We start from the raw sequence: 25842 nt of genomic DNA on the forward strand, positions 1-25842 counted from the left end.
CGGGAGAAGTCTCCCGCCTTTTTCATGCCCTGATCCGGCATCCCTCACCTTGACCATCCATCATAACACCGCCATGCAGTGCGCTCACACTCATGGCTAAAATCCGCATCAAATCCGCAGGCAAGATCATCGCAGGAATCATGCGCTGCATCGGCTCGACTTTGCGCTGGGAGGTGCGGGATGACGCGGGAGTCTTTGATGCCACCCGCAAAGGTTGGATCTGGTCCTTCTGGCACAACCGCATGTTTCTCATCCCCTGGCTGCACCATGAGTGGTTCGCCAATGTTCCCGGCACCATTCTCACCAGCCCAAGTGGCGACGGCCAGATCATCGCCGATGTCTGCGCCAGCTTCGGCATCGAGGCCGAGCGCGGCTCCAGCTCCAAGCCCGAGAAAGGCATGAGCGCCCTCATCGCCCTCGCCGCCAAGGCGCGTGAAGGCTACGAGATCGGCATCACCCCCGATGGCCCGCGCGGCCCCCTGCACCGTGTGCAGCCTGGCATCGTCAAGCTCGCCCAGCTCACCGGCGTGCCCATCATTCCCGTGCACATGCACTACAGCCACGCCATCCAGTTCAAGACCTGGGATGAATTCCTCCTGCCCCTGCCCTTTTCCAAAGTCACCCTCGTCTTCGACAAACCCCATCACATCCCTCGCCGCATGACAGAGGATGAGTTCGAGCAAAAGCGCCTCGCATTAGAAGATGTGATGCGTTTTGGAACCACCCTTGAAAATCTTCAGGCCTCCCGCTAGCCTCGCGGCATGGAAACGCTCTCCGTCCGTTGCAACCACTGCGGCGCTCCGCTTCAAGTCTCCGACGCCACCCGTTTCGTCACCTGCCAGTTCTGCCAGAGCAGCCTGGAGGTGAAGCGCACCGAAAGCTCCATCTTTACCGAGGAAGTCGCCAAGATCGCAGAAACCACCGGCAAGATGGCCGAGAGCCTGGAAGTCATCGCTCTTCAAAATGAGATCGAGAAATTGGATCGTGAATGGGGCATTGAGCAGATGAATTCAATGGTACACAGCCGCAGGGGACTACGTCCCCCAGGCAATCCTTGGTTTGGCCTCGCGTTCACGATCTTCTTCGCGGCCGTGTGCTTCAGCATGGCTTCGCTCGCCAGTTCGGAGCGAGTGCCTGATGTGCCGGGTATATTCATCTTCGTGCCAGTTGGCATGGGCCTGTTCGCTCTCTTCGCAGGCATCTCGGGCGTGTTCAAGGGGGAGGCTCACAAATCGGCACAGACCAGCTACCAACAGCGCCGCACCGAACTTGAGCATCAGCTCGCAACGCTGAGATCGAAGTAAATGCTCCTCGCCTTTTATAAACCCTTCGACGTCCTCTCCCAGTTCACCCAGGAGCATCCCTCCCACCGCACCCTCGCCGAGTTCGGTTTCCCGCCAGACGTTTACGCAATCGGCCGGCTGGATCGCGATTCCGAAGGCCTCCTCCTGCTAAGCGACGAAGCCCGCTGGAATGATCGCCTCCTCAATCCCCGCCACGCCCATCCCCGCACCTACCACGCCCAGATGGATGGCACCGTCACCGACGAAGCGTTGAGAAAACTCCGTTCCGGCATCGACCTCAAAGACTTCCATTCCCTCCCCTGCAAAGCCCAGCGCCTCGACACCGAGCCCGCTCATCCGCCACGCACTCCCCCCATCCGTTTCCGCAAAAACATTCCGACCTCCTGGCTCGAACTCACCCTCACCGAGGGCAAAAATCGCCAGGTCCGTCGCATGACCGCCGCCGTCGGCTTCCCCACCCTCCGCCTCATCCGCGTCAGCATCGGCAGCCTCAGCCTTGAGCGCCTGGCCCTCGAACCCGGCAAATGGCGCGCCCTCAGCGCCAGCGAGCAGCAACAAGTCCTCGCCTAGCCCCCTCGGCAGCGCATTCCGGCAGTACGATAGACACTCTTGTCTGTCGATCAGCGCCCCCACATCACCCACCTCCTTCGCAAACCCCTCCCCTTTGGAAACAACCGCCAACCATCGCAAACAACCGCCAACTACGGCAAACTCCCCTCCCTCCCCCAAACTCCGTCCTTGCGCACCCGCCCCACCATGCCATTTTCCGCGCCCTTTCCCAACCCCCAAGCATGGCACTCATCGTCCAGAAATACGGCGGCACCTCCGTCGGCACTCCAGAGCGTATCCGCAACTGCGCACGTCGCATTCTGGAAACCCAGCGTGCCGGCAATCAAGTCGTCGCCGTTGTCTCCGCCATGTCCGGCGTCACAGACAACCTGATCCGGTTGGCCAAAGAAGTCTCCCCAGAGCGCGAACCCATCGAGCGTGAAATGGACGTCCTCCTCGCCACCGGCGAGCAGACCACCATCGCCCTCACCGCCATGGCCATCAATGCCCTCGGCGGCAAGGCCGTCTCCCTCACCGGCGCGCAGGCAGGCATCTCCACCGACGGCGTGCACACCAAGGCCCGCATCGTCAACATCACCCCGGATGCCGTGAAGAAGATGCTCGACGAAGGCAACATCGTCATGCTCGCCGGTTTCCAGGGCGAAACCGCCAGCGGTGAAATCACCACCCTGGGCCGTGGCGGCAGCGACTTGACCGCCATCGCCATGGCCGCCGCCATCAAGGCCGACCTCTGCCAGATCTACACCGATGTGGACGGCGTTTACACCTGCGACCCCCGAGTGGTGAAGACCGCCCAGAAGATCAACGAGATCAGCTACGAAGAGATGCTCGAAATGGCCTCCTCCGGCTCCAAGGTGATGCAGAGCCGCAGCGTCGAGTTTGCCAACAAATTTGGTGTGCGCTTTGAAGTGCGCAACAGCATGAACAACAACCCCGGTACCATCGTGAAAGAAGAATCCCCCGGCATGGAGTCCGTCGTCGTCCGCGGCGTCAGCCTCGAGCGCAACCAGGCCAAAGTCACCATCGACGACGTCGCCGACCGCCCCGGCATCAGCGCCGCCATCTTTGGCGCCATCGCCTCCGCCAACATCACGATCGACATGATCGTGCAAAATGTCAGCTTCGACGGCATCACCGACATCTCCTTCACCCTCAGCGGCGCAGACCTCGCCAAGGCCGAAGCCGTGCTCAAGGCCGAACTCCCCGGCCTCGGTGAAAAAGCCCAGCTTCGCACCCAGAGCAGCATCGCCAAGGTCAGCGTCGTCGGCATCGGCATGCGCAGCCACAGCGGCGTCGCCGCCAAGATGTTCAAGGCCCTCGCAGACGCGAAGATCAACATCCAGATGATCTCCACCAGCGAAATCAAGACCGCCGTCATCGTTGACGAAGCCGAAGTCGAAAACGCCGCCCGCGTCGTCCACACCGCCTTTGGCTTGGACGCGTAATGAAATGACGCAGGCACACCTGCCGACCACAGAGCGCCCCATGGTATCCACCATGCAGGCGCTTTAGAAGCAGTCCCACCCAGCGATGAGCGAGGAACTCAATCCTTATCATCCGCCGCAGTCAGCCTCTGATCCCTCGCTGCTTCCCCGCAATCGTCGCGCTGGCTGCGTGCGTGGCTCACTCGGTTGCGGATGTCTGGTTCCCTTGGCGCTGTTTGTGATGGCTGCGTTGTCTGGCGACACGGGAGGACCGCTTATCTGGCCGCTCCTTGTAATTTTTGGCACACTCGCGGGCGCCATTCTCGGCACCGCCTGCGCTCCATATAAAAAGCCGTACAAGGATCCACCCTCGCAAAAGGCCTCTAGGTGATTTGGCATCCTTCCGCCTAACAACATCGCGCGGACGCAAGGCTGATCCCCTCTCCCCACTCCAGATATGGCAGGGCCCATGAGGTCCTTTGGGGAGAAGGCTAGGGTGAGGGGCCATCCCATGCTAGCGAAAGGGGCCCTCCGCCACTGCGCTCCCCCCCCAAAAAAACAAAACCCCGGCTCGCGCCTGAACGCGAAACCGGGGTGATGAAAAAACACCGACGCGGCGGACTACGCGCTGCGCTTCAGGTAATACTGCTGATACACGTTTTCGTTCAGCTTCAGCTTGGCGCGGAGGCTGTCCAGAGCGGCAGGAGCACCGGAGAACTGGATGTTGATGAAGTGGCCGCCTTCGACGTGACGTGGGTTGAAGGGGAACTTGCGTTTGCCCATGTTGTCGATCTGCTCAAGCTTCAGACCGGACTTTTCCATGTCTTTGCTGATGGTGCTGACGAGGGAGTCAACGGTTTCTTCTTTGCCTTTGGTGTCGAGCACGATGAGTGCCTCGTATTTGCGGTTCATAGGTGGTGTGGTTTCGGGGGTTAAGATTCGGTTTGTCGGTTGAAGACATTCATGGCGGTTTCCAGGCCGCGATCAACAGCAGAAAGCACGGCATCAGCCGCGCGCTGAATGACAGCTTGCAGCACAGGCCTCTCTTCGGCGCTGAATTTGCCCAGCACATGGCCCACCATGCGTTCTCCGGCAGGACGGCCATCCGCCGGAGCGATGCCGACTTTCAGTCGTGGAAATTCGTCCGAGCCGAGTGAGGAAATGAGGGAACGGATGCCATTGTGGCCTGCAGCAGAGCCGCTGGTGCGAAAACGCAGACGGCCCAGCGGCAGATCCACATCGTCGTAAACCACCAGCGTTTGCGCGGGTGAAGCCTTGTAGAAGTGCCCCACCGATTGCACGGAACGACCGCTGTCGTTCATGAACGTGAGCGGCTTGAGCAGATATCCGCCCGTGAATTTCGCCACAAGACCTGACCACCGCTTTTCCTCGCGGAAAGCGGCTCCCATGCGTCTTGCGATTTCGTCCAGCACCATAAATCCGATGTTGTGGCGTGTGTCTCGGTAGGTTTCGCCGGGATTGCCGAGACCCACAATGAGACGCGGCGCGTTCACGCCGCTGCTCGTTGTTTCCGCTCGGGAAGCCACATCTTGGAAAAGGTGCGGAGATTACTTCTTGGCAGCTGGCTTGGCGGCGGCAGCACCAGCGGCAGGCTTGGCGCCGGCAGCAGGAGCGGCGGCAGCGCCAGCGGCTGGCTTGGCACCAGCAGCAGGAGCGGCGGCGGCGGTGGGCTCAGGCTCCACTTCGACCTTCGGCTCTTCGCACATGACGATGACCACATCACCACCCAGGTGGCAGGTGACACCTGCAGGGAAGGCGATTTCGCGGACGTGAATGCCCTGGCCAACTTCGAGGCCGGTGACGTCGATCTCGATGCTTTCTGGCAGATCCTTCGGCAGGCAGCGGACTTCGATTTCGTGATGGATGGCTTCCACCAGTCCACCCTGCTTCGCGCCCTTGGCTTCGCCGACAGTGACCACAGGCACGTTGGCGTGAATTTCTTCATCAGCAGCAACGGCATGGAAATCAATGTGGAGAATGCCACCGCGGAGGTAGTCGTGCTGCACTTCCTGCACCAGCGCGAGCTGCTCTTCGGCGGCTCCGGCGATCTTCAGCGAGACAAGAATGTTGTCCGAGGCGCTGCCTTCAAGAAGCTTCGAGAAAGTTTTGCCGTGCACCTGGATGCTGGAGGGCTTCACCTTGCGACCATAAAGGGCGGCTGGAATGGTGCCTGCCTTGCGCATGCGTTTGACGGCGCCGGTGCCGGATTGGGTGCGGACTTCTGCCTGGAGATCGAGAATTTTAGCCATGGTCGGGGTTCCTCACTGGAGGAGATTAAGTTTTGGAAAAAGGGCGCGGAGAATACACGCCTACCCCCGCGTGTCAAACAGGGATGTGACAGACTCGTTCCCGTGGATGCGTGCAATGGCCTGCGCCAGCAGGGGGGCGATGTCCAAAGCGGTCACTTTTTCACCAGTCGCCTGCGGGGTCGAATTCGTGGCCAGCAGCTCGACAATCGGCGATTTGGCGATGCGATTCCGCCCTTTCTCTCCCAGCACGGCGTGCGACACACCGGCATAAATCTTTTTCGCCCCGTGCTTCAGCAGGAGGTCGGCGGCCGCAGTGAGCGTCCCGGCGGTTTCAGTCAGATCATCCACCAGAAGAACATTTTTCCCTGCCACGTCACCGATGACGCTATGCGCTTCCACCTCTTCGGCACTCACACGATTTTTGGCCACAATCGCCATCGGAGCACCCAGCGCCTTGGCAAAAGCATGCGTCATTTTGATGCCTCCCACGTCAGGGGAGACCACCACGAGATCGCTGATTTCACGCTCGCGAATGGTCTTCATCAAGACGGGAGCCGCATACAGATGATCCACGGGAATATCGAAGAAACCCTGAATCTGCCCGGCGTGCAGATCCACCGTGAGCACCCGGTTCACCCCGGCGGCCACCAGCAGGTTCGCCACCAGCTTCGCCGTGATCGGCACCCGCGGGCGGTCTTTTCGATCCTGGCGCGCATAGCCAAAAAACGGCAGCACAGCGGTGATTCGGTTGGCGCTCGCACGACGCACGGCATCCACCATGATGAGCAGTTCCATCAGGTTCTGGTTCGTTGGCGGGCAGGTGGGCTGCACAATGAAGACATCACCGCCGCGGATGTTCTCATGAATTTGCACGAAAGTCTCGCCGTCCGGAAACGTCGTCAGCTCTGCGGCACAGAGATCAATGTTCAGGTTATGGGCAATCGACTTCGCCAGCGTCGGATGGGCGGAGCCGCTTAAGATCTTCAGACTTTCATTCATGGGGCGCGGAGTTAGGCGAGCCTGTCACAGAAATCAACCCATCGCGTCATTCCGCGTCTCAATGCTTGTGCTTCATGACAACTTCTCATACCTCTGGTGGTAAATCTGCTGCTAAATCGGCCTCTCCTTCCCTAGCCCTGCCATGAGTGATTCCTCCAATCCCATCCCTCCGCCGAAGACCACCGGCGGCGGCTGGCGCTGGGAACCGCCCACACCGGCGGAATTGCAGGAAATTCTGCCCCAGTATGAGGTGCACATGCTTGTCGGCCGTGGCGGCATGGGTGCCGTCTACAAAGGCCTGCAGCTCAGCCTGGATCGCGCCGTCGCCATCAAACTGCTCCCACCAGCCATCGAACGGCAGGATCTTGCCTTTGCCGAGCGCTTCAAAAACGAAGCCCGCCTCATGGGCCGCATGAATCATCCCGCCATCGTCAGCGTGTATGATTTCGGCCGCACTTCGGACGGCCAGCTCTATTTTGTCATGGAATACGTCGATGGCACCGACGTCCAGCGCATGATCGCCCGCGAAGGCAAGCTGCCCCAGGAGCACGCCCTCGCCATCACTGCGCATTTGTGCGATGCCCTCGGCTACGCTCACAAGCAGGGCATCGTGCATCGTGACATCAAGCCCTCCAATGTCCTCATCGACATCGAAGGCCGCGTCAAAGTCGCCGACTTCGGCCTCGCCAAGCTTTCTGACAAAGCACAGAACTCCGGCCTCACTCAAACCGGCATGACCATGGGCACGCCCGACTACGTGGCGCCTGAAGCCCTCATGCTAGGCACGGATGTGGACGGCCGTGCGGACATCTACGCCGTCGGCGTCATGCTGTATCAGATGCTCACCGGAGATATCCCGCGCGGCATGTTCAAAATGCCGTCGCAGAAATTTCGCAGCATCGATCCCCGCTTCGACGCCATCATCCGCCGCGCCTTGGAGCACGACCGCGAGGAGCGCTATCAAAGCAGCCACGAACTCCGTCAGGCACTGGACATCATTCTGACCACGCCTCGTGCAATCTCAGGCCAGGAATCCAGCGCAGTGCTGCCCAAACAGCCCCCGCAAACACCCGGCCGCACCATCGTCCCCTCCTCACGCAATCCCGGCTCCACCCAGCAGCGCAGCGCACCGAAACCCGCCCCCTATCAGGAACCACCACCACCCAAAGCCGCCTCGTCCTCGACGATGCCCTACGTCTTCGCCGCGCTGCTCATGCTCGGCGTCGGCGGCTGGTTCATCGCCAATCGCCAGCACCCGGCCACACCTCCCAATCCGTTCGAGGCTGCCGAAACGACGCCCATCCTCCCCCCTCCCCCGGCCCCCACGCCGAAGATCGCCACCACACCTTCTCCTCCACAGCCAACGCCAAAACCGCAGCCCATCACACCCACCTACACTCCGCCGCCGGTCAAACCTGCTCCCACAAGCAGCACTCCACCCGCGATGGCACCCGTCACTCCCCCTGCCACAGTCACGCCAACTCAGCCCCCTCCTGCCACAGCCAACGAATCGATCGTTTACCGCCTTGCTCAGTTGGAGTCCCAGTTTCAGACTGCCTTTGAGCGGGAAGTGAACACCGCTTATGTCGATCAACTCGACACCCTGGGCACAGGTTATGTCACGGCGCTTGATCGCGCGATGCAGGACGCCAGCAAAGCCGGGCGGCTCGATGAAACCATCGCCCTGCGTGAAGAAAAGCAGCGCTTCACCACGCATAAGTTCATGCCCTCCATCGACCCCGCGAGTCTGCACAAGTCCGTGGTCACTCTGCGCAACGCCTACCGCACCGCGGAAAAGAATTACGCTCAGCAGAAAGACGCCTCCTCCCTCCCGCTCTATGATCGCTACATAGCAGTCCTCAATGCTTTGGAAAAGGAAGTCCTCGCTCAAGGCCGCACCTCAGACGCCGCCGCCGTCCGCACCAAGCGCGACGACGTCGTCACCCGCCGCAAGCAGCGTGCGGCCAAGGTGTCCTCCAAAGCCTCCATCTCCCCGCAAACAGCCCCAGGTTCAGCCAAACTCGCTCTCTTCGACGGTGACCCTCTCCACGACTGGCACAACATTGCCTTCAAAGACATCACCCTGGAGCTGCTCTGAAAAAAGCACGCTCGACATAAGCATCGAAGCGTAGTCTCGTTTTCATCATGCCTTGGCTCCACCTCATCATCGCCGGTCTTCTCGAAGTTGCCTGGGCCGTCGGTTTAAAACAGACCGCCGGCTGGACGCGCCTGGGGCCCAGCCTCATCACAGTGGCGCTCATGATCGCCAGCTTCTTCTTTCTCTCCCTCGCCCTGCGCACCCTGCCCCTCGGCACCTCCTATGCCATCTGGACCGGTATCGGCGCCGTCGGCACCGCTCTGATCGGCATCTTCATCTTTGATGAACCCCGCACCGCCGCGCGCCTCGTATGCATTCTGCTCATCGTCGCCGGCATCGTCGGCCTCAAACTCGCATCCTCCTCCCAAGCCTGATCCAGCATCCAGCATCCAGCATCCAGCATCCAGTTTTTCCGTCCCGCGTTGACAATCATCCCCCCCACCTCTTCATTCCCGCCATGACCCCCAGCCAATATTCCGACTTTCCCTCCGATTTCCCCACCTCCATCGCGCCGAAGTCCAGTTACATGGTCCCCACCGTCATCGAGTCCGAAGGCCGTGGCGAGCGCGCCTATGACATCTACTCCCGCCTCTTGAAGGACCGCATCATCTTCCTCGGTGGCGAGGTCAATGACACGATGGCCTCCATCATCATCGCCCAGCTCCTCTTCCTCCAGATGCAGGATCCGAAGAAGGACATCAACATCTACGTCAACAGCCCCGGCGGCAGCGTCACCGCCGGCCTCGCCATCTATGACACCATGCAGTTCCTCACCTGCGATGTCTGCACCTACAGCATCGGCCTCGTCGCCTCCATGGGCGCCGTCCTCCTCGCCGCAGGCACCAAGGGCAAGCGCTACGCCCTGCCAAACTCCGACATCATGATCCACCAGGTCTCCGGCGGCGCACGCGGCACCGCCAGCGATGTCGAGCGCACCGTCGAATACATGTTCGGCCTCAAAAAACGTCTCAACCGCATCCTCGCCCACCACACCGGCAAGTCCGTCGAACAGATCGAGCGCGACGCCGACCGCGACAACTACATGTCCGCCGCCCAGGCCGCTGAATACGGCCTCGTGGACAAAGTCCTCGAAGGCAAAAAAGACATCTCTGCCGAAGCCAAGTAACACATTCACTCCAAAAGGGCGGGACTCACATCCCGCCCTTTTTTGTGCCCAAAAACTAGGCCCAATAGAAGCATTTTAAATTTCCGACAGCCCCTCCTTGGCTCATAACGTCGCGCGCCCCAAAGCGAATCCCCTCTCCCCGCCGATGATATCGCAACACCCAAGGCGCGTTCGGAGAGAGGTCGGGTGAGGGGCCACAAGTCATTCGCGGGATGGGGGTGGCGTCAGCCCGCCCGTCTCTGAGCGTGCGGCAAACGCACCGCGCCTCGAAATAGCACTGGATTAAGTGCCGTCTGGGACGTTTTCTCGCCACCCATCCTCGATCCTCCCCCCATGAAATTCGGCTTCGTCACCGCCATCCTCCCCGAACTCTCGTTCGACAACGTCCTCAACTTCGCCCGCCACGAAGGCTTCTCCACCGTTGAGGTCATGTGCTGGCCCGTCGGCAAAGCCGAGCGCAAATACGCCGGCGTCACCCACATCGACGTCACCTCCCTGGCCAAAAGCCAGGCCCAGGAAATCCTCGGCCACTGCCAGGATCAGGGCGTCGGCATCAGCGCCCTCGGCTACTACCCCAACATGCTAGACCCCGATGCCGCCGTCTCACGCGCAGCCGTCGCCCATTTCAAAAAAGTCATCGCCGCCGCCCCCAAGCTCGGCGTGAACCTCGTCACCGGCTTCGTCGGTCGTGACTGGACCAAGACCGTCGATGAAAACTGGCCCCGCTTCCTCAAAATCTGGCAGCCCATCATCCAGTACGCCGAAGACCACGGCATCAAAATCGGCATCGAAAACTGCCCCATGTCCTTCACCCGCGACGAATGGCCCGCCGGCAAAAACCTCATGACCACCCCCGCCATCTGGCGCCGCGCCTTCAACGACATCGACTCCCCCAGCTTCGGTCTCAACTACGACCCCTCCCACTTCATCCTCCAGGACATGGATCCCCTCAGCCCCCTCGCTGAGTTCAAATCCAAGCTCTTCCACGTCCACGCCAAGGACGTCAAAATCAACCGCGCCGCCCTCAACGAAGTCGGCCGCTTCGACTTCCCCCTTCAGTGGCACCAACCCCGCATCCCCGGCTACGGCGACATCAACTGGTCCGCCTTCATGGCCGAGCTCATGCGCATCGGCTACACCGGCCCCCTCTGCATCGAAGTCGAAGACGACACCTTCGGCAAAACCCTCGAAGGCCGCATGCAAGCCATCAAAGTCGCCCGCAACATCCTCGCGCCGTACTTTGGGTAAACACTTCTTCGGCTGTCCCGTCCATGCATAGAATATATCATGATTTTAACAAGCTCTGCCCCGGAGCAAATGGCGGGCTGTGGACGGCACCGCTTGTTTGCCGGGGAACAAAGGATGATCTTGATACTCTCGGACTGATTCTCGAAGAAGGAATGGAAGTAATTCTCTATCAGCCCGATGGCGAAGCAGAAGACGGCACACCTGACAGCCTCGAAGTTAAGGCGACCATTCGATATGAGATCAAAGACACCTGTTTTGTGGCTGATTTTGCCCGGGATGAATTGATGTATCGTTCGGAAGCAGAAGCCAGGAAGAAAGAATCAGACACTCGTTAATTTCAGACCGTCTCTTTATACCACGAGCAATTAAAACGGGTCTTATCGAATGTATCTTTGGGTTACTTTCATGAAGTCTGAAGCCCGGTTTGATCCAGTCGGCGCGCTGCTCTTCATTTCTCCATCCCGTTCCTCTCCCCATCAGCACCAAAGGTGCTGCGGAATTCAGCCCAGGGTCAGCCGAGCCTCAGCGAGGCGACCCTGGGTATGGGCGTAGAGGGCTGGGAAGCAAACCGGGCACTCCGCCACATCTCACGATTACCAGCAGCGTCTGCCATCAGTTCCGCCGCGCATTGGCTCCGCGTCAGACTGCGCGCCGCCTAGCCAGAGCGGCATACACTCCAGGACTGCACTGACCTCCTCCGGCTGAGCGACAGACCTGTTTTCAACCGATCATGGTATTAAAACGAAAGCCTCTTCACCACCTCGTCACCCCAAAAGCGCATCTCTGTTTTCCGCTCGCCATGGATCAGTTGCATCAAATTCACCTGATCCCTAAACACCTCCAAAAACACCCCATCCCTCACCATCGCCCCCAGCACCCCCTCCGGCATCTCCACCTCAAAAAACAGCACCACCGCCGGATCCCCGCTCTTCTCACTCTCCTTCTCCATCTCTCTCCCCACCCACTCCATCTTTGCCACCTTCCCCGCCGCATCCGTCACCACAAAAGTCTTGGCCAGATACGCCTGAATCTGCGCATCAAACTCCGCCGCAGGCGTTTTATCAATTCGCATCTCCTTCTCGCTCTGCCGCACAAGCGCCAGCTCAAGATCGCTCACGAAAACCGTGAGACTCACCTCCAGCTTCTTCGTCTTCGCATTGTACTCCGCCTCCGCATTCGAGGTATGCACCGAATGCGCAAGCAGACACGTTGCCACCAGCAAATAAAGAATGACCCACAAGACGCGCATGAAATTTTCACTTTAGCCCCCGGCATCCTCGCAGGCAAGCCCTCCTCGCCAGCAGGCCAACCACCTCATTTCGAGCACGATACCGCAAATCAGATCGTGGCAAACCCACGACTTCCTGATACTCTGGCTGAGTGAATTCCGCAGCCTCCTTCTCCAAACTCCGCCGCTTATGGCGCTGGACTTGGCGTCTCGGACTCACGGGCATCATCCTTCTGTGCATCTTGGTCGGCTGGGCATGGCACCAGCGCGTGCCCCTCACGAATGCATTGCTGCGCCGTTTTCTCGGCGACATGCAGGTGGAAGTCGTCTCCTTGGACTGGCAGGACGGAGCCCTGCACGTGCGTGAAGTGAGCACCCTTCACCTGCCCAGTTCAAAACACATCTCAAGCGTGGGCCATTTGGAATGGCGGCCTCGCTGGGGCCAGCTCTACCAGGGAAACCTCGGCGGCCTCAAAGTGGAGGATGCCGTGGTGGACGTGCCCCTGGCATGGCTGCTGCCGTCAACAACTCAACCCGCCAGCCCGGCAGCCACGGATTCCTCCTCCTTCCGCTGGCGTCTGGACCTGGTGGATCTCGCCCCTACGAAGTTCATCGTGCGCGATGATAACTGGCTGCCCCTTGGCAGTGTGATCATCACGCAGAAGGTGCAGGCCTTGGAAGTCGGCGGCAGCCAATCCCCTTCGTTCAAAACCGTGATCACAGACCTGCAGCAGGCGCAGTGGCGCGGCCAGCCTGTGTTCAGCAGCCTGCATTTCGAAACCGAAATGCGCGGAAAAGAGATCGAACTCAAAAGAGCCTCGCTGCACGGCGGCAGCTTTGATCTCGCCTGGCTGCAGGAGCTCACTCCCACACTCAGGGCCAAACTGCCCCCCTTGCGCGGCGGCCTGCAGTTTGATTGGGACGGGCGTGATGTGAGACTCTCCAGCGCGGGCTTGCTCTCAGGCGGCACTCAGGAGCTGCATCTGAAAAATCTGCACCTTCAGCCCCTGACCGGAGCCGGTGGGATCAATGTCGCAGCCATGGACCTGAAAGCTTCCCAAGATTTAAACGGCCTCTGGCATGTGGAGCGCGGACTCTTGCACAAGCCAGCCATCGAATGGACCCGTGAACTCGAAACAGCCCTGCTGCCCAAAAGCGAATCCACACAGTCCACCGCCTGGCAGGCAAAGATCGATGCACTGGAAGTGCAGGGCGGCACGCTCAAACTGACACCCACGGAATTGTGTCCCCTGACAGGTGATCTGGCCTGGAGCACCAGCCTGGAAGCGCTGGATGTTTCCTCAGAGGGACTGCGCTCGGCAGTGAAGCAAAAACTGGCACTGGCAGAAGTGTCCCTGCGTTGGAATCCAAAAGCCGCCGGCATCCAGCCAAACCCCTTCGCACAGACAAAGTCCGCCACACTGGAACTCGTGCCCGACAGCTTTCGCGAGTTGTGGCAGGTGGAATCACTGGTGCTCACCGCCCCCCATTTTGCCTTCACCCCTGAGAACGGCCCATGGTTTGACAAGATCGAAACACCACCGGTGAAGTCACCTCTAAAACCCGCCCTGCCCTGGTGGAAGCAGCTGCAGTTTGGCTCCCTCACGGTGACGGATGCCGAGCTCGACATCGCCATGCAGCTGGCGGAACGCCTGGAATCTTCGATTCACTTCTCGATCACGACAGAGCAATCCAAGCAGCATCTGCGCATTCAATCCGCTCAGATGAGCATCCCCAAACGTTCGAGCTTGCCGGTGTTGAATTTCGCGGAGGTGGAGGTGCTGGCGGCGCTGCCGGACATGTGGCGCACACAGCGCCTGGAATCATTGAAGATCACGGAAGGTCATGTGGCGGCGGGAGACGCACTGATGACTTTGTTCACCGGTGATGCAGCAGTGGTTCAAACCAAAGCAGATGCCGCCGCAGCGCGCTGGACAGCAGGTAAAATCGAAGTGGAGAAACTCGGCGTCACGCTCATGAGCATCGCCCCCGGTCTGCCCCCGGTGCGTTTTGATGTGAACCTCGCCGCAAACGAGACCCCACTGGATCTGGACGGCCTCGCGGAAAACGTGGAGCCACAAAGCATCCAGCTCACACGCCTGCGCATCCCCTCCCCTCACGAAGCATTGCGCACCGTGGCGGAAATGGATGTCATCCATGTGAACTACACTCTCGACGGCCTCCTGCACCGCCGCATTGACCGCGTCGAAATCGTCTCCCCCGTTCTCTATGTGGGCGAAGATCTGTTTTGGTATGTGGAAAACTACCGCAAATCAATGAAGGGCGAAGCTCCCATTTCGGATGCCACCTTTGGCCCGCCCGCACCGCCAAAACCCACCTCCCCGGGCTGGCAGGTGGACACCCTCGCGGTGAGCGATGGCAAGCTCATCATCGCGCCAAAAGGCGTACCGCTCGCAGGCATCAGCCGCCCGTTCCCCTTCAGCTTCACCTCGAAACTCGAAAGCGGCCAGCTCGATGCCCAATTCAACATTCCCACCGACAATTACACACTCAAGGATCTCAAGCTCGAGTTCCGCGGCATGAAAGGGCAGGTGCATTTCAATCTGCCCATGAAAGACCGGAACAACAATCTGACCGAGACCTTCACCGTCGACCAGCTGCGCTGGAAGCAGCTCCACTTTGAAAATGCCCACCTGAGCGTGACCTACGACGTGCACGGCATCTACGGCCTCTTCGGCAGCTCGGCCTACGGCGGCTATGTCAATGGCGCGTTCGACATCTACCTGGATGAGACCTTCACCTGGGATGGCTGGGTGGCCGGCACCGATGTGGATCTCAAGCCCGTGACGACCACCCTGTTTCCAGAGTACTTCCTGATCGATGGCAAGGTTCAGGCCAAGATCGTCGCCACAGGAAACAAGAACGAACTCTATCAGGGCGATGCTGAATTCCAAAACCGCTCGCATGGCCGCTTCAGCATCGCCGCGCTGAATGACTTGATCAAATCTCTCCCCACGGCGCTGACCGGCACCATCGGAGATCAAATAACCCGCATCGGGCTGGAAACGCTGCGCGATTTCGAGTATGAAAACATCGATGGCAAAGCACGCTTCTACGGACGTGAGGGCCGCGGTCACCTGCGATTTTTCGGCCCGAAAGGCTCGCGCAAGTTCGATGTGAATGTCTATGATCACCGCTGGAAAGAGGAACCACGCAAACCCGAGACCGCTGATGCTTTGGCCAACTGAACGACTCATCCTTTGCTCTGCTGCTTTCATCCTGGCCGCCTGCAAGCTGCCCGAGGTGCCGATCACCACACCAAAGCCTCTCGAAGTGAACCTCAACATGCGCCTGGATGTTTACCAGTACCGGGGTGACGAACCCCAGGACAAGGAGGCTCTCAAAAATGCCAGCGAGGCCACCGAGCGCATGCGCAACCGCATGCAGGAAATCCAGACCTTGAAAAACAACCAGCTCGTCAGCGAGAATCATCGCGGCCTGCTCCAAATCCGTGAAGTGCCCGCTGGCGACTGGGGCACCCAGGTGAAAAAAGCCGTGGCCGCCGAAAATGAAGACCGCATGCTCCTCATGCGACAGAAAGCGAAGGAGGCCAACCGCCCTCTCTATGAGATCGAGAGCGAGCAGTGGCGCCTGCGCAGCGAGCAGGCCGAACCCGGCGAATGGATTGAAATTCCAGGCTCCACCCCCGGCTCGTTTGAGCTAAAACGAGTGGACGCCAAAACAACTCCCCCAGCTAGCCAGCCAACCACCACTCCACCCATCCCAACCACCACGCCCAAGCCATGAGACTTGTCGTCTTCCTCCTCATCTCGTTGACCGTCGTACTTGCCCTCACCAATCCCACCGAGAACGAGTTCCGTTCCTACATGCAGCAGAAGCATGGCATTGCCGGCTCACTCAGCTTGAAGGTCGCCGCCATCTTCTCTGCCGGCACCAGCACCGGGGTGTATCGTGACAACTATATCATCTGCAGCCGCTACTACATCGGCGGAGACGGCATCCTGCCACGCACAGATCTGGCCTGGGCAGTGGCCGGAAAATTTTTTGACATCGACGAAGGCGGCGGGAAATGAGCCCATGCTTCATCTGCTGCCCTCTTACATGCGGCTGCTATCTCTGCTGATCCTGAGTCTCCTGTCCGCTTGCACACTGCTGCAGCGCAAACCATCGACGCCATCACTGCCCAAACCCGTTTATCATATCGACGCGGCCTTGGCCTCAGCCTTGAAACCGGCGGCGGCCAGCATCGAAATCGACCTCTCCCGGCAGGAAATGCGTTTGTTCAATGCAGCCAAGGAGGCCGTAGTGGTCACCCAAATCTCCTCGGGGCGGAACAACTCGCCCACACCCACCGGTCACTTCAAGGTGCTCGAAAAGCTGCCGACGAAGTTCTCCAACCGCTACGGCAAGTTCGTCAAGCAGGACACGCGTGAGGTGGTCGTGTGGCGCGTCTGGGAGCATCATGGCCCCCAGCCGCCGGGCACCCGCTACGAAGGCTACGAAATGCCACACTGGTTGCGGCTCACCTGGCCCGGCGTGGGCATTCATCAGGGCGAGTTCAAGCCGGGAGAGCTCTCCAGCAAAGGCTGCATCCGCACTCCTGCCGAGCCCCAGCAAGTGATCTGGGAGCATGCCCAGGTGGGCACTCCAGTGCACATCCGTGGCAGCAGCGCCGCTCACCCTGACGCGCCATGACCCCAGACCTGTCACCCGCATACAAAAGTTAGGGGGCCGCTTCGCCCGGTTCCGGCTCGGCTTTCTTCGCCGTCGGCATTTCCACCGTCACACTCAGTTCCCAGGCACGATTTTTGATGCACCACACCAGCACCGCCAGACCGAGGAGGCCGATTAAAACCAAATGCACCATGCAGCCGGTACCGCATCCGATTCCTTGAAACGAATCGCGATAAGTGCGGATATTAGTTCTGCCAGAGCCCCCCATTCATGACAACCTGCCTCATCTTGGATTGGACAGCCAGCGTTTGTCGTCGATTTTTAGCCTGCCTTTTACTGATCCCTCCACCCAAAACTTCCTGATCCACCCATGTCACGCCGTGCCCAATCTGGAGTCCGCCCCACCCACTGGATGGGATTGATCGCCATTCTCGCTTTCGTCGGCGGAGGTGGCTTTGCTTTGATGCATCGCTCAACGGATGCGATGACAGGCGTCACCGAGCTCAGTGCCAGTGAGTTCATGGAAAACGCCACCGCCCTCAGTGGCAATGAATACAAGGTCGAGGGCGTCGTGGACGACCGGCTCGACAACTGGCGCAGCGCAGACGGCCGCCTCTTCAGCTTGCAGATCAGCGATGGCGCAGGCAATACTTACCTTCCTGTCTGGGTGCCGCCGGATTACAAAGGGGCCAACATTCAGCGCCGCCAGCGTTACATCTTTAAAGTGCGCGTCATGGAAACCGGCGTGCTCGAAGTGCTCGAACTCATCAAAGCGTAATCCCACACCGTCATGAAGCGCCTTATTTTTGCCCTATCCCTGGCCGGACTTCTCTCCGCCACCGCCCAGGTTCTCCCAGGCAGCCCCGGTGCGGGTGCGCCCCCGGCCAACACCACCTCCACATCCAATAACAATTACAACATGGTGCCCGGCAGCGCTGCCGATCGCCAGACCGATACGCAGACCGCTCTCGGCAACATGCCCATGGCCGATCCCGGCTCGGAGAACGTCTCCTTCAACGGCAAGCTTTGGAATGTGACCAACAACCGCCTCATGCGCTCCCGGTTTGAGACCTATCTCACCACGCCTGAGGCCAACGGCCCTGAAGACCAGGCTTATCGTGATCTCATGGCCCAGATCATGGAACTCCTCGCCCCCACGCACAAGGCCACCGACCCCGTCACCAAGGCTCAGATCCGCGGCCCTGAAGTCATGAAAGCTTTTGCCATGCTGCCAGAGGCCGGTGCCGCCAGAATCGACGGCGGCCTCTGCAACGCCGTCGCCAATGCCATCTGGGATGTCTGGACCTCCCAGAAACGTGTCAACGAACGCAAGCTCGCCAACACCGCCATGATGGAGCGCCGCAAGCAGCTCGAATGGAACGCGGAAATGGGCTTGAGCAGCACCCCGCTCACCAAAAGCGGCCCCGCCTCCAAAAACGGCTCGCAGCAAACCAATGCGCAGACGCAGCAAAATAACAGCGCCACCGTCGGCCGCACCTCCGGTTACATCAAAGGCATCGCTGAAATCGAAGCCCGCACCAAACTGAACGAGACCGCCATGGGCCTCTCCGAAGTCACCAGCAAGATCCAGTTCCAGGCCCTCATCATTCAGATGTTCATGCAGCGTCGTTTTGAGCACGCCGTCATCGCCTGCCGCTTCTACCCCAATCTCTTCCGCGACGGCGAAAGCATCCTTCAGCTCGACAAGAACAGCGATGTCCAAAAGCTCCTCTCCAGCAGCTTCGGCGTGCCTCCCACCGTCAGCATGATCGACGGCCTCTCCCTCGAAGCCATCCGCAGCGTCGATGAATCCCTCGTCTCCTTCGAAAACCTCGTCGCCCGCCGGGATGTCGACAGCGCCAGCAACCGCCTCCTCGAAGCCTACGGCATCGGCGAATACCTCCCACGCGTCCGCCGCCTCCCCATGTCCGAAAAGACCAAGGTGCTCGACTTCGTGCGCAAGAAAAACAAGCTCCTCTCCTTCCTGGAAATGAAGGACTATTCCAGCGCCGAAACCGTCGTCATGGAACTCCGCAGTTCCTCCGACGACTTTGAATACGCCAAGCCCCTCGCCGCGATTCAAACCGCCAAGACCATGAGTAATCTGCACGTGAACAACGCCAATGCAGCCATGGGCAACAAGGACGCCAAGACCGTCGAGGCCGAGATGAAGGCCGCCGCCGAAATCTGGCCCACCAATCCCCGCGTCACCCAGCTCAGCGAGCACATGATGCAGTCCACCGACATGAAGTCCCAGGCCCTCATGGAGTTCGACCGCCTCCTCAGCCAGCGCAACTACCGCCAGATCTTCGAAAACCAGGCCCCCTTCATCGCCGCCGTCGCCGATGACCTCACCCGCAAGCAGCAGCTCGAAAAAGTCCTCAAGGACATGGGCCGCCTCGAACTCATCCTCGGTGGCGCCAAAGAAATGGCCGCCAGCAGCGCTCCCGCCGCATGGGAAAAAGTGGAGAAGGAATCCAAGCTCTACCCTGACGATCCCGTGCTCAGCAAACTGCGCGCAGACCTCGGTGTGAAGGCCAGCGAATTCGTCACCGCCATCGAAAACGCCCGTCAGCAGGAGGAGAAGCAGCAGGTCGGCTCCGCGCTCGCCTGGTATTTGAAAGCCAAGAGCATGCACCCCCTCAGCGAGATGGCCCGCGATGGCATCAAGCGCCTCGTCGAAGTCGTCAAAAACGGCGACCAGCCCCCCGCCACCACCCCCGATCCCACTTCGGCCGCAGCGCTCAACAACTAGAGCACTTTCGTCTCCGAAAGCCCGTAGGGCTGGCACAAAGGTAGCCGTGGGTGCCAACCCACGGAATCGCAACGCTCATGCTTGTGCGAAATCCGGGGAACCGCGTAGCGGTGACACAAAACTCCGCTATCCCCATCGCATCCGCTGAAACGCGCGCCAGCTAGCAATTACTTGCCCGTGGCCTTCTCAACAGCATCACGCACTCCTTCAGCAGGGCGTGAATCCGTGGCATCATCAATCTTGTCACCAATCTTCTCCGCCGGGCCTTTTTTGCAGCTAGGAAGAGCGCTCACGGATACAAGGAACAAGGCAAGGAGGCAGCAGAATGATTTCATACCATCACATCGCATCTGCCTCCGACCCTGCGCGTATCCATCGCCATTGATCACCGGTACTTCGACAACCCTTCCAAATACTGCCGCGCCAGCTCCGTCTGCGGCCGCGTGAAAAACTCCGCAGCAGTGGATGACTCCTGCACCTTCCCACCCACGAGGAAGACCACCCAGTCCGCCACCTTCCGCGCAAAGCTGATCTCATGCGTCGCCAGGATGATGCTCTGACCCGCCTCCGCCAATTCGCGGATCACATCCAGCACCTCCCCCGTCATCACCGGGTCGAGTGCCGAAGTCGGTTCATCCAGCAGCAGCAGTCGCGGCTTCGGCGCCAGCGCCCGCGCGATGGCCGCACGCTGCTGCTGCCCTCCGGAAAGCTGGCTCGGCCTTTTATGCTCATGCCCTGCCAGCCCCAGTCGGTGCAGCAGTTCCAGCGCCCGCTGCGTGGCCTGCGTTTCGCTCATCCCATGCACCTCTCGCAGCGGCAGCGCGATGTTCTGCAGCGCCGTGAGATGCGGAAAAAGATTGTACCCCTGAAACACAAAACCATTCCCACGCCGCTCATTCAAAGCACCCTCCTCATCATGCGGCAGCGCACGCGCATCGATGCTCACATGCCCGTCATCCGGCACCAGCAGACTCCCCAGCACACGCAGCAGCGTGGACTTCCCCCCGCCCGAAGGCCCCAGCAGCGCGATCACACGCGCCTCGTCCCCCGTGGCAAACGAAGCCCCGTCCAGCGCCGCGTGCGCGCCATACCGCTTCGTCACCGCATGCGTTTCAAGTTTCATACGCAAACCTCCCTTCCAATCGACGCGCCAGATGTGAAAGCGGCAGCGTCACGATCAAATAAGCCAGCGCCAGCGGCAGGTAGCCCTCCAGCGGCGCAAAGTTCGCCGCATTCATGATCTTGACCTTCTGCACCAGCTCCTCGATCCCGATCACCGAGAGCAGCGACGAATCCTTGATCAGCGACACCAGCTGCCCCGTCGTCCCCGGCAGCGCCCGCCTCAGTGCCTGCGGGATGATCACAAACCGGTACGTCTGCGCCTTGCTAAAGCCCACCGCACGCGCCGCCTCAAGCTGCGAAGCACTGATGCTCTCCACCGCCCCCCGAAAAATCTCCGCCAGATACGCCCCCTCAAAGCACCCCAGCAGAATGATCCCCGTAAACAGCGGCTGATCAATGTGCAGCGCCTGCGCGATGATGTAATGCCCGATCAGCAGCTGCACCAGCAGCGGAGATCCCCGCACCACCTCCACCACGCTCCCGCATCCCATCCGCACCGGCAGCCACCGCGCACGCCGCCCCAGCATCAGCACAAACCCAAACGCAATGCTCACCACCATCGCCACCAGAGACAGCCCCATCGTGCTTAGCCACCCCTGGAAAAACTGCTCCCGGTACTGCCACACCCCGCTCCAGTTCCACGGATACTTCACCGCCGAAAACACCCCGTAAAACACCGCCGACGCGATCGCAAACAGCCCCAGCGCATAAAGCGCACGGCGCGTACTCGAAACAGCGATGTCGTGGGAGGCAGGCAAGACCCCATGATTTACGCCGGGAAGACACCGTTTGTCCCGCTGATTTTACTTCGCCACCGCAGCAATCACACCCGCCCTCGCCGCCCGGCTCTGCAAAAACAGCACCACCCCCCGCGCGATCCCATCCGCCACCTTGTCCCTGTACCCCGCCTGCTTCAGCCGCACCGACTCACTCGCGCTCGTGATGAATCCGCACTCCACCAGCACCGCCGGGCACGCCGCCCGCGCCACCACCGCGTAGTCCCGCGCCTTCGTCCCCCGGTTCTCCGCCTTCGTCGCACCGCACACCAGCCGCTGCACCGTGCTCGCAAATTCCGCCCCGTCCCCCTCCGTTCGCCCCTCGCCAGTCGCCACCACCAGCCGCGCCATCAGCCCCTTCCCTTCCGCAAAATACGTCTCAATCCCCTCCGCATCGCTCCCCTCACCGTCCGTGTTCAGGTGCACGCTCACAAAGGCCGCCGCCTCATGCGTCCCCGCCATCGCCGCACGCTCATCCAGCGTCAGAAACCGGTCCCCGCTCCGCGTCATCACCACCCGCACCCCCGCCGCCTCCAGCTCCTTCTTCAGCCGGTTCGCGATGTCCAAGCTCATATTTTTTTCGATCACCCCGTTCGCCACCGCCCCGCCGTCATGTCCCCCATGGCCCGCATCCACCACCACAATCGGCGCCCTCTCATTCCAAAATCGCTCCCTCGGCAGAGGCTCCGCCGCCTGCCGCCCCTCCAGCCACACCAGCGAATACACACTCCCCCCGAGGGCCAAAAAAGCGACCACCGTTTGCAGGCTCAGGGCGATGAACGGGCGAAATTTCAAAAAATATATTCACAGTTATAAAATATTTGATTGAATTAACAATCGAATTTTCTACAATAGCCATATGAAGACACCCTGCCTTTCATCCTCGGTGCTGAGATCTCTCGTGCTTTTCGGGGGAGTCATTTTCACTCACCCGCTCCAGGCAGTCACCAATACCTTCACCCAGCCGCCCCCACCCGGCTACCCCGCCCCCGGCGCAGGACTCCAGCAGCCCTCCGCCAGAGCCACCCGGCAGTCCGCCGCCGCCATCCAGGCCCCCGCCGGCCGCCCCCAGTACACCCAGCCCCCCGGCTACACCTACCCGCCCGCATCCGCCGGCTACACCTATCCCACGGCCCCTCCCGGCTACGGCCCGCCCCCCAAGCCCACCTCCACCAAATTCTCCAAGGCACCCACCCACGGCAAAACCACCGCCACCGGCAAAGCGCCCGCCAAACCCGCTGCCACCACCACCAAAAAGCCCGCCGCAGGCCCCCCGCCACCCCCCAAAGTCTACGGCCCCACCGGCGATCTCACCAATCAGGTCTCCCGCCTCCGCGACAGCGACCGCGTCCAAAACATGCGCATCGGCGACCTCGAGCGCGATGTCAGCAGCATCAAGCGCGGCGGCAAAGGCAGCACCACCCGTTACGATGGCGGCACCGATCTCGCCGCCCACACCACCTACATCTCCCGCCCCGGAGACACCCTCTGGCGCATCGCCTCCACCCACCGCGTCAGCGTTGGCGAGATCCAGCAGCTCAATCGCATGACCGAAGACGAAGTCCACGTCGGCCAGACCCTCCTCATCCCCTCCCCCCACCGCCTCAGCGGCAGCTCCTCCACCACCCAGGCCAGCTACACCCCGCCCACCCTCACCGGCAGCCCCGCCACCGGCTCCGCCCCCGTCACCACCACCATGGTGAAGGTCAGCTCCCCCCTCTACTACACCGTCAAAAAAGGCGACAGCCTCAAAGCCATCGCCCTCAAGCACAAAATCACCCCCGTCGCCCTCGCCACCGCCAACAAAGTCAAAGACGTCAATAAAATCATCGTCGGCCAGCGCCTCAAAATCCCCGGCCGCACCACCACCACCCTCGTCGCCACCAAGACCCGGTCCGCCCCCCCACGCGCCGAATCCCCCGACACCGTCCCCCTCCCCGGCTTCGGCGTCCCCGGCGGCACCCCGCCCCCAGCCGCCAGCGGCTTCGCCCCAGTCTCAGCCCCCCCATCCGCGCCGCCCCCCGCCCCCATCGCCGCCGCACCCCCAGCCGCTCCAAAAGCCCCCGACACCTCCGACTCCCACCGCGGCATCCTCGCCTACCGCGTCGATCGCTCCGATACCATCGAAACCATCGCCACCCAGTTCACCACCACCCCGGATCACATCCGCGAAATGAACCGCCTCCCCTCCGGCTCCACCCTCAAACCCGGAGACGAAATCATGGTCCCCGCCATGGGCGCCGTCTCCGTCAGCAGCCGGTAACAGGGGCATTCCTGCCAGTACTGTTCGGCACGCGGTCTGCTATAGAGGGGTGAATGGAGCCAAGCATTTTTGAATTGAGGCGGCGGTGAAAGGGCCAGGGAGTGGGAGGTGGGCGACATCGTGGCATCCGGGCACGCGCAGCCCTGGCGCGCGCGCGCGCCTGCACTGCCCTTTGCTATGCGGGTTTCCAGTTGCTCAGCGTGCCATGCCGCGGCTTGCGCACCCGGGTGGCGCGCTGCACCTCAAGCCGCAGCGCCTCGGCAAGCTCCTCCTCGCTGGCCGTCTGCATCTGATGAAAGGCCAGCATCTCCAGCATGCGTTTGCTCGGCCGCCGTCCCAGCCTGCGCGTCAGCAGCACCGCGCAGATCAGCGCGGCATAGATCTGGATGGCCACGCCGTTTTCGCTCTCCGCAAACCAGTGCCGGCAGGGCAGCAGGCATTTGAGCCAGCGGAAAAATCCCTCCACCTCCCAGCGCTGCCGGTAGAGTCCGGCGAGCTCCCCGGCGCTGAGCTGTTCTGCCGTTTGATTGCTCACCAGCCATACGGGCTCCTCCATGTCCGGCCGGTCGACGACCACCAGGCGGAACGGGCCGCGCCTGCACAGGGCCCTCTCCCCGAGCATGACGCGCTCATCCCGGCAGACGCCGGCCTCAATGTCGCGCTGGCTTAGCGGCAGCTCCTGGAGCGTCTCCACCTTGACATGGTTCTGGCGCAGGCGCATGAGAAAGCCGCACCCGGCGCTCTCGAGCTCCTCGAGGTAGCGGTAGTTCATGCCGTAGTTGCGGTCGCCGATGTAGAACTCCCCGGCCTTGAGCTGCTGGCGCAGGGCTTTGCGCTCGCACAAAACCCCGTTGGAGGGCAGGCCGCCGGCAGGCAGGCCGTCGGCCAGGCGGTATTTGATGTGCAGGCGCACGGCGCGCTGGTCCTTGTACTGGCTGCGCCAGGTGGCCCAGTCCATGCGCGGGAGCACATACCACAAGGTGCTGTCGACCACGCGCAGCGCGGCGAGGTCCACGCCGCCGGGACCGGGCTGCGGGGGAAGGTCCGCCACCAGGCGCTCCAGCACGGCCTGGAGCAGCCGCGCATCAAAGAGGCTCTGCGCCTCCGAGAAGCTGCCCAGGCTTGCGGGCAGGGTGCCCAGGGAGCGTTGCGTGCGCTGCAGCCTGCTGGCCTGGCAGAGCCCGCGCATGGAGGTGATGACCGGGTTGAACAGGCCGAGCAAAAACAGCGAGAAGTAATCGCGCTGGTGGAGGGTGCGCCGCGGGTCGTGCTCGCTGCGGTGGGGCTGATGCAGCGGGCTGACCTCGTCGAGCACACGCTGGAACTGCTCGATGAGCTTCCAGTGCCGCAGCTGGGCGACTTCAATCTTGGGGGCTGGGACTCGGGCTGCAGCCATCAGCAACTTCATGCCACCCTTCGCCCAAACGTACAGCAACGTTTTTGTCACATCACTCCACCTCAAACCCTGTGCCGAACACTATTGGCAGGATTGCCCCAAAGTTGCCTTGTTCCTGCGGAACAAGTCCCCTCCCGCCATACGGGTAGGGAACCGCCGCGTCGGCGCAGCTCATGGCTGGGAGCGCCGATGTCCACATCGGCTCCGGTCGAACGTCCCTGCCACCCCATCGCAGTTAGGGCGGCTAGTCCTTCGTAGCTCGTGTCCTCCGAAGCTCGTCAGTCCTTCGAAGCTTCAGCGAAGAATGGATTAGCGAAGGATGGATTAGCGAAGAAGGAAACCGCCGCCTCAATCCTCCGCCTCGCGCCCGACACCGCGCGCCCCGCTCCGAAATCAAAAATCATAAATCGTAAATCATAAATTCTCCCCCCCTCCCCCGCGGCCTGAAGGGCCGCCGGACTCAGCCCAGGGCGCCGCGCAGCAAGCCCTGGGTCACCCCATCACACGCCCCCTTTCACCGAAGGTCGCACCTGAAGGGGTGCGGGAGATCGCCCGCGAAGCCCTTTCCCCCGTTCATCCCTTGCCATCCGAATCATTCCCCGCTTGG

Annotated in this window: 27 protein-coding genes; 16 read left to right on the plus strand and 11 right to left on the minus strand. The window is 61.1% G+C overall.

Features of this window, described 5'->3' with window-relative positions; all coding sequences use genetic code 11:
* Positions 1 to 92 precede the first annotated feature (92 nt).
* The 4 genes from AC3RLQ_RS16995 (at position 93) to AC3RLQ_RS17010 (ending at position 3319) form a co-directional block, all read left to right on the plus strand.
* Entirely contained in the window at positions 93 to 752 is a 660-nt protein-coding gene (locus AC3RLQ_RS16995; protein ID WP_493029871.1) for a lysophospholipid acyltransferase family protein, read from the plus strand.
* Positions 753 to 761: 9 nt separating this feature from the next.
* Positions 762 to 1304 (plus strand): hypothetical protein, encoded by a 543-nt coding sequence (locus AC3RLQ_RS17000; protein ID WP_493029872.1) that lies wholly within the window; start codon positions 762 to 764, stop codon positions 1302 to 1304.
* The gene (locus AC3RLQ_RS17005) at positions 1305 to 1874 is read left to right on the plus strand and encodes a pseudouridine synthase (RefSeq protein ID WP_493029873.1); all 570 of its coding nucleotides are present in this window, start codon (positions 1305 to 1307) and stop codon (positions 1872 to 1874) included. It abuts the gene before it with no gap.
* 221 nt (positions 1875 to 2095) lie between these two features.
* Positions 2096 to 3319 carry an aspartate kinase gene (locus tag AC3RLQ_RS17010; protein WP_395732656.1) on the plus strand — a complete coding sequence of 408 codons (1224 nt, stop codon included), beginning with the start codon at positions 2096 to 2098 and terminating at the stop codon, positions 3317 to 3319.
* 600 nt (positions 3320 to 3919) lie between these two features.
* On the opposite strand, the gene AC3RLQ_RS17015 is transcribed toward AC3RLQ_RS17010, so the two are convergent.
* Genes AC3RLQ_RS17015 through AC3RLQ_RS17030 form a run of 4 tightly spaced genes read right to left on the minus strand, consistent with a single transcriptional unit; the run spans position 3920 to position 6567 of the window.
* Positions 3920 to 4210, minus strand: coding sequence for a 30S ribosomal protein S6 (locus AC3RLQ_RS17015; protein WP_300932826.1), 291 nt, complete (start codon positions 4208 to 4210; stop codon positions 3920 to 3922).
* A gap of 20 nt (positions 4211 to 4230) precedes the next feature.
* Positions 4231 to 4812 carry an aminoacyl-tRNA hydrolase gene (pth, locus tag AC3RLQ_RS17020; protein WP_493029874.1) on the minus strand — a complete coding sequence of 194 codons (582 nt, stop codon included), beginning with the start codon at positions 4810 to 4812 and terminating at the stop codon, positions 4231 to 4233.
* A gap of 54 nt (positions 4813 to 4866) precedes the next feature.
* Entirely contained in the window at positions 4867 to 5568 is a 702-nt protein-coding gene (locus AC3RLQ_RS17025; RefSeq protein WP_493029875.1) for a 50S ribosomal protein L25, read from the minus strand.
* Between the two features lie 60 nt (positions 5569 to 5628).
* Complete coding sequence (locus AC3RLQ_RS17030; RefSeq protein WP_395732660.1) at positions 5629 to 6567, minus strand: ribose-phosphate diphosphokinase; 939 nt, start codon at positions 6565 to 6567, stop codon at positions 5629 to 5631.
* A 142-nt stretch (positions 6568 to 6709) separates the two neighbouring features.
* On the opposite strand from AC3RLQ_RS17030, the gene AC3RLQ_RS17035 reads away from it, so the two are divergent.
* The 5 genes from AC3RLQ_RS17035 (at position 6710) to AC3RLQ_RS17055 (ending at position 11374) form a co-directional block, all read left to right on the plus strand.
* The gene (locus AC3RLQ_RS17035; protein ID WP_493029876.1) at positions 6710 to 8665 is read left to right on the plus strand and encodes a serine/threonine-protein kinase; all 1956 of its coding nucleotides are present in this window, start codon (positions 6710 to 6712) and stop codon (positions 8663 to 8665) included.
* 47 nt (positions 8666 to 8712) lie between these two features.
* Positions 8713 to 9039, plus strand: a complete 327-nt coding sequence (sugE, locus tag AC3RLQ_RS17040; RefSeq protein ID WP_493029877.1) for a quaternary ammonium compound efflux SMR transporter SugE — start codon at positions 8713 to 8715, stop codon at positions 9037 to 9039.
* Between the two features lie 83 nt (positions 9040 to 9122).
* Positions 9123 to 9791, plus strand: coding sequence for an ATP-dependent Clp protease proteolytic subunit (locus AC3RLQ_RS17045; protein WP_422318568.1), 669 nt, complete (start codon positions 9123 to 9125; stop codon positions 9789 to 9791).
* A gap of 333 nt (positions 9792 to 10124) precedes the next feature.
* Positions 10125 to 11039, plus strand: coding sequence for a sugar phosphate isomerase/epimerase family protein (locus tag AC3RLQ_RS17050; RefSeq protein ID WP_493029878.1), 915 nt, complete (start codon positions 10125 to 10127; stop codon positions 11037 to 11039).
* Between the two features lie 23 nt (positions 11040 to 11062).
* Entirely contained in the window at positions 11063 to 11374 is a 312-nt protein-coding gene (locus AC3RLQ_RS17055) for a hypothetical protein (protein WP_493029879.1), read from the plus strand.
* Positions 11375 to 11775: 401 nt separating this feature from the next.
* On the opposite strand, the gene AC3RLQ_RS17060 is transcribed toward AC3RLQ_RS17055, so the two are convergent.
* A complete protein-coding gene (locus AC3RLQ_RS17060; RefSeq protein WP_493029880.1) occupies positions 11776 to 12288 on the minus strand; it encodes a DUF6702 family protein in 513 nt (170 codons plus the stop codon).
* A gap of 131 nt (positions 12289 to 12419) precedes the next feature.
* Between AC3RLQ_RS17060 and AC3RLQ_RS17065 the strand changes: the two genes are divergently transcribed.
* Genes AC3RLQ_RS17065 through AC3RLQ_RS17080 form a run of 4 tightly spaced genes read left to right on the plus strand, consistent with a single transcriptional unit; the run spans position 12420 to position 16944 of the window.
* Complete coding sequence (locus AC3RLQ_RS17065; RefSeq protein ID WP_493029881.1) at positions 12420 to 15476, plus strand: hypothetical protein; 3057 nt, start codon at positions 12420 to 12422, stop codon at positions 15474 to 15476.
* Positions 15460 to 16035, plus strand: a complete 576-nt coding sequence (locus AC3RLQ_RS17070) for a DUF1318 domain-containing protein (protein WP_493029882.1) — start codon at positions 15460 to 15462, stop codon at positions 16033 to 16035. Before AC3RLQ_RS17065 ends, AC3RLQ_RS17070 begins: the two co-directional genes overlap by 17 nt.
* A complete protein-coding gene (locus AC3RLQ_RS17075) occupies positions 16032 to 16322 on the plus strand; it encodes a hypothetical protein (RefSeq protein ID WP_493029883.1) in 291 nt (96 codons plus the stop codon). The genes AC3RLQ_RS17070 and AC3RLQ_RS17075 overlap by 4 nt, the downstream gene beginning before the upstream one ends.
* Before the next feature lie 4 nt (positions 16323 to 16326).
* A complete protein-coding gene (locus AC3RLQ_RS17080; RefSeq protein WP_493029884.1) occupies positions 16327 to 16944 on the plus strand; it encodes a L,D-transpeptidase in 618 nt (205 codons plus the stop codon).
* A 28-nt stretch (positions 16945 to 16972) separates the two neighbouring features.
* Here the strand turns inward: AC3RLQ_RS17080 and AC3RLQ_RS17085 are convergent, their stop codons facing one another.
* On the minus strand, positions 16973 to 17116 hold the full coding sequence (locus tag AC3RLQ_RS17085; protein ID WP_493029885.1) for a hypothetical protein: 144 nt from the start codon (positions 17114 to 17116) through the stop codon (positions 16973 to 16975).
* Positions 17117 to 17293: 177 nt separating this feature from the next.
* On the opposite strand from AC3RLQ_RS17085, the gene AC3RLQ_RS17090 reads away from it, so the two are divergent.
* Together AC3RLQ_RS17090 and AC3RLQ_RS17095 are read left to right on the plus strand one after the other, a co-directional pair.
* Positions 17294 to 17701 (plus strand): hypothetical protein, encoded by a 408-nt coding sequence (locus AC3RLQ_RS17090; RefSeq protein WP_422318586.1) that lies wholly within the window; start codon positions 17294 to 17296, stop codon positions 17699 to 17701.
* Between the two features lie 12 nt (positions 17702 to 17713).
* Positions 17714 to 19678, plus strand: a complete 1965-nt coding sequence (locus AC3RLQ_RS17095; RefSeq protein WP_493029886.1) for a hypothetical protein — start codon at positions 17714 to 17716, stop codon at positions 19676 to 19678.
* Between the two features lie 167 nt (positions 19679 to 19845).
* On the opposite strand, the gene AC3RLQ_RS17100 is transcribed toward AC3RLQ_RS17095, so the two are convergent.
* From AC3RLQ_RS17100 to AC3RLQ_RS17115, 4 genes are all read right to left on the minus strand, one after another.
* A complete protein-coding gene (locus AC3RLQ_RS17100; RefSeq protein WP_493029887.1) occupies positions 19846 to 19971 on the minus strand; it encodes a hypothetical protein in 126 nt (41 codons plus the stop codon).
* A 92-nt stretch (positions 19972 to 20063) separates the two neighbouring features.
* Positions 20064 to 20801, minus strand: coding sequence for an amino acid ABC transporter ATP-binding protein (locus AC3RLQ_RS17105; protein WP_422318592.1), 738 nt, complete (start codon positions 20799 to 20801; stop codon positions 20064 to 20066).
* A complete protein-coding gene (locus AC3RLQ_RS17110) occupies positions 20791 to 21558 on the minus strand; it encodes an amino acid ABC transporter permease (protein ID WP_493029888.1) in 768 nt (255 codons plus the stop codon). Before AC3RLQ_RS17110 ends, AC3RLQ_RS17105 begins: the two co-directional genes overlap by 11 nt.
* A gap of 45 nt (positions 21559 to 21603) precedes the next feature.
* Entirely contained in the window at positions 21604 to 22371 is a 768-nt protein-coding gene (locus tag AC3RLQ_RS17115) for an N-acetylmuramoyl-L-alanine amidase (protein ID WP_493029889.1), read from the minus strand.
* Between the two features lie 64 nt (positions 22372 to 22435).
* Here AC3RLQ_RS17115 and AC3RLQ_RS17120 point away from each other — a divergent pair, with 64 nt between their 5' ends.
* Entirely contained in the window at positions 22436 to 23839 is a 1404-nt protein-coding gene (locus AC3RLQ_RS17120; protein ID WP_493029890.1) for a LysM peptidoglycan-binding domain-containing protein, read from the plus strand.
* 175 nt (positions 23840 to 24014) lie between these two features.
* Here AC3RLQ_RS17120 and AC3RLQ_RS17125 read toward each other — a convergent pair whose 3' ends face one another.
* Positions 24015 to 25235, minus strand: a complete 1221-nt coding sequence (locus AC3RLQ_RS17125) for an IS4 family transposase (RefSeq protein WP_493029891.1) — start codon at positions 25233 to 25235, stop codon at positions 24015 to 24017.
* Positions 25236 to 25842: the final 607 nt, after the last annotated feature.

The sequence above is a fragment of the Prosthecobacter sp. GW821-HT29F12 genome (genome assembly GCF_058803405.1).

Excerpts from the sequence above, each read along its gene's own strand:
- AC3RLQ_RS16995 (WP_493029871.1), top strand. The coding sequence starts at position 93 with ATGGCTAAAATCCGCATCAAATCCGCAGGCAAGATCATCGCAGGAATC.
- AC3RLQ_RS17000 (WP_493029872.1), top strand. The coding sequence starts at position 762 with ATGGAAACGCTCTCCGTCCGTTGCAACCACTGCGGCGCTCCGCTTCAA.
- AC3RLQ_RS17005 (WP_493029873.1), top strand. The coding sequence starts at position 1,305 with ATGCTCCTCGCCTTTTATAAACCCTTCGACGTCCTCTCCCAGTTCACC.
- AC3RLQ_RS17010 (WP_395732656.1), top strand. The coding sequence starts at position 2,096 with ATGGCACTCATCGTCCAGAAATACGGCGGCACCTCCGTCGGCACTCCA.
- AC3RLQ_RS17015 (WP_300932826.1), bottom strand. The coding sequence starts at position 4,210 with ATGAACCGCAAATACGAGGCACTCATCGTGCTCGACACCAAAGGCAAA.
- AC3RLQ_RS17025 (WP_493029875.1), bottom strand. The coding sequence starts at position 5,568 with ATGGCTAAAATTCTCGATCTCCAGGCAGAAGTCCGCACCCAATCCGGC.
- AC3RLQ_RS17030 (WP_395732660.1), bottom strand. The coding sequence starts at position 6,567 with ATGAATGAAAGTCTGAAGATCTTAAGCGGCTCCGCCCATCCGACGCTG.
- AC3RLQ_RS17035 (WP_493029876.1), top strand. The coding sequence starts at position 6,710 with ATGAGTGATTCCTCCAATCCCATCCCTCCGCCGAAGACCACCGGCGGC.
- sugE (WP_493029877.1), top strand. The coding sequence starts at position 8,713 with ATGCCTTGGCTCCACCTCATCATCGCCGGTCTTCTCGAAGTTGCCTGG.
- AC3RLQ_RS17045 (WP_422318568.1), top strand. The coding sequence starts at position 9,123 with ATGACCCCCAGCCAATATTCCGACTTTCCCTCCGATTTCCCCACCTCC.
- AC3RLQ_RS17050 (WP_493029878.1), top strand. The coding sequence starts at position 10,125 with ATGAAATTCGGCTTCGTCACCGCCATCCTCCCCGAACTCTCGTTCGAC.
- AC3RLQ_RS17055 (WP_493029879.1), top strand. The coding sequence starts at position 11,063 with ATGCATAGAATATATCATGATTTTAACAAGCTCTGCCCCGGAGCAAAT.
- AC3RLQ_RS17060 (WP_493029880.1), bottom strand. The coding sequence starts at position 12,288 with ATGCGCGTCTTGTGGGTCATTCTTTATTTGCTGGTGGCAACGTGTCTG.
- AC3RLQ_RS17070 (WP_493029882.1), top strand. The coding sequence starts at position 15,460 with ATGCTTTGGCCAACTGAACGACTCATCCTTTGCTCTGCTGCTTTCATC.
- AC3RLQ_RS17075 (WP_493029883.1), top strand. The coding sequence starts at position 16,032 with ATGAGACTTGTCGTCTTCCTCCTCATCTCGTTGACCGTCGTACTTGCC.
- AC3RLQ_RS17080 (WP_493029884.1), top strand. The coding sequence starts at position 16,327 with ATGCTTCATCTGCTGCCCTCTTACATGCGGCTGCTATCTCTGCTGATC.
- AC3RLQ_RS17085 (WP_493029885.1), bottom strand. The coding sequence starts at position 17,116 with ATGGTGCATTTGGTTTTAATCGGCCTCCTCGGTCTGGCGGTGCTGGTG.
- AC3RLQ_RS17090 (WP_422318586.1), top strand. The coding sequence starts at position 17,294 with ATGTCACGCCGTGCCCAATCTGGAGTCCGCCCCACCCACTGGATGGGA.
- AC3RLQ_RS17095 (WP_493029886.1), top strand. The coding sequence starts at position 17,714 with ATGAAGCGCCTTATTTTTGCCCTATCCCTGGCCGGACTTCTCTCCGCC.
- AC3RLQ_RS17105 (WP_422318592.1), bottom strand. The coding sequence starts at position 20,801 with ATGAAACTTGAAACGCATGCGGTGACGAAGCGGTATGGCGCGCACGCG.
- AC3RLQ_RS17120 (WP_493029890.1), top strand. The coding sequence starts at position 22,436 with ATGAAGACACCCTGCCTTTCATCCTCGGTGCTGAGATCTCTCGTGCTT.
- AC3RLQ_RS17125 (WP_493029891.1), bottom strand. The coding sequence starts at position 25,235 with ATGGCTGCAGCCCGAGTCCCAGCCCCCAAGATTGAAGTCGCCCAGCTG.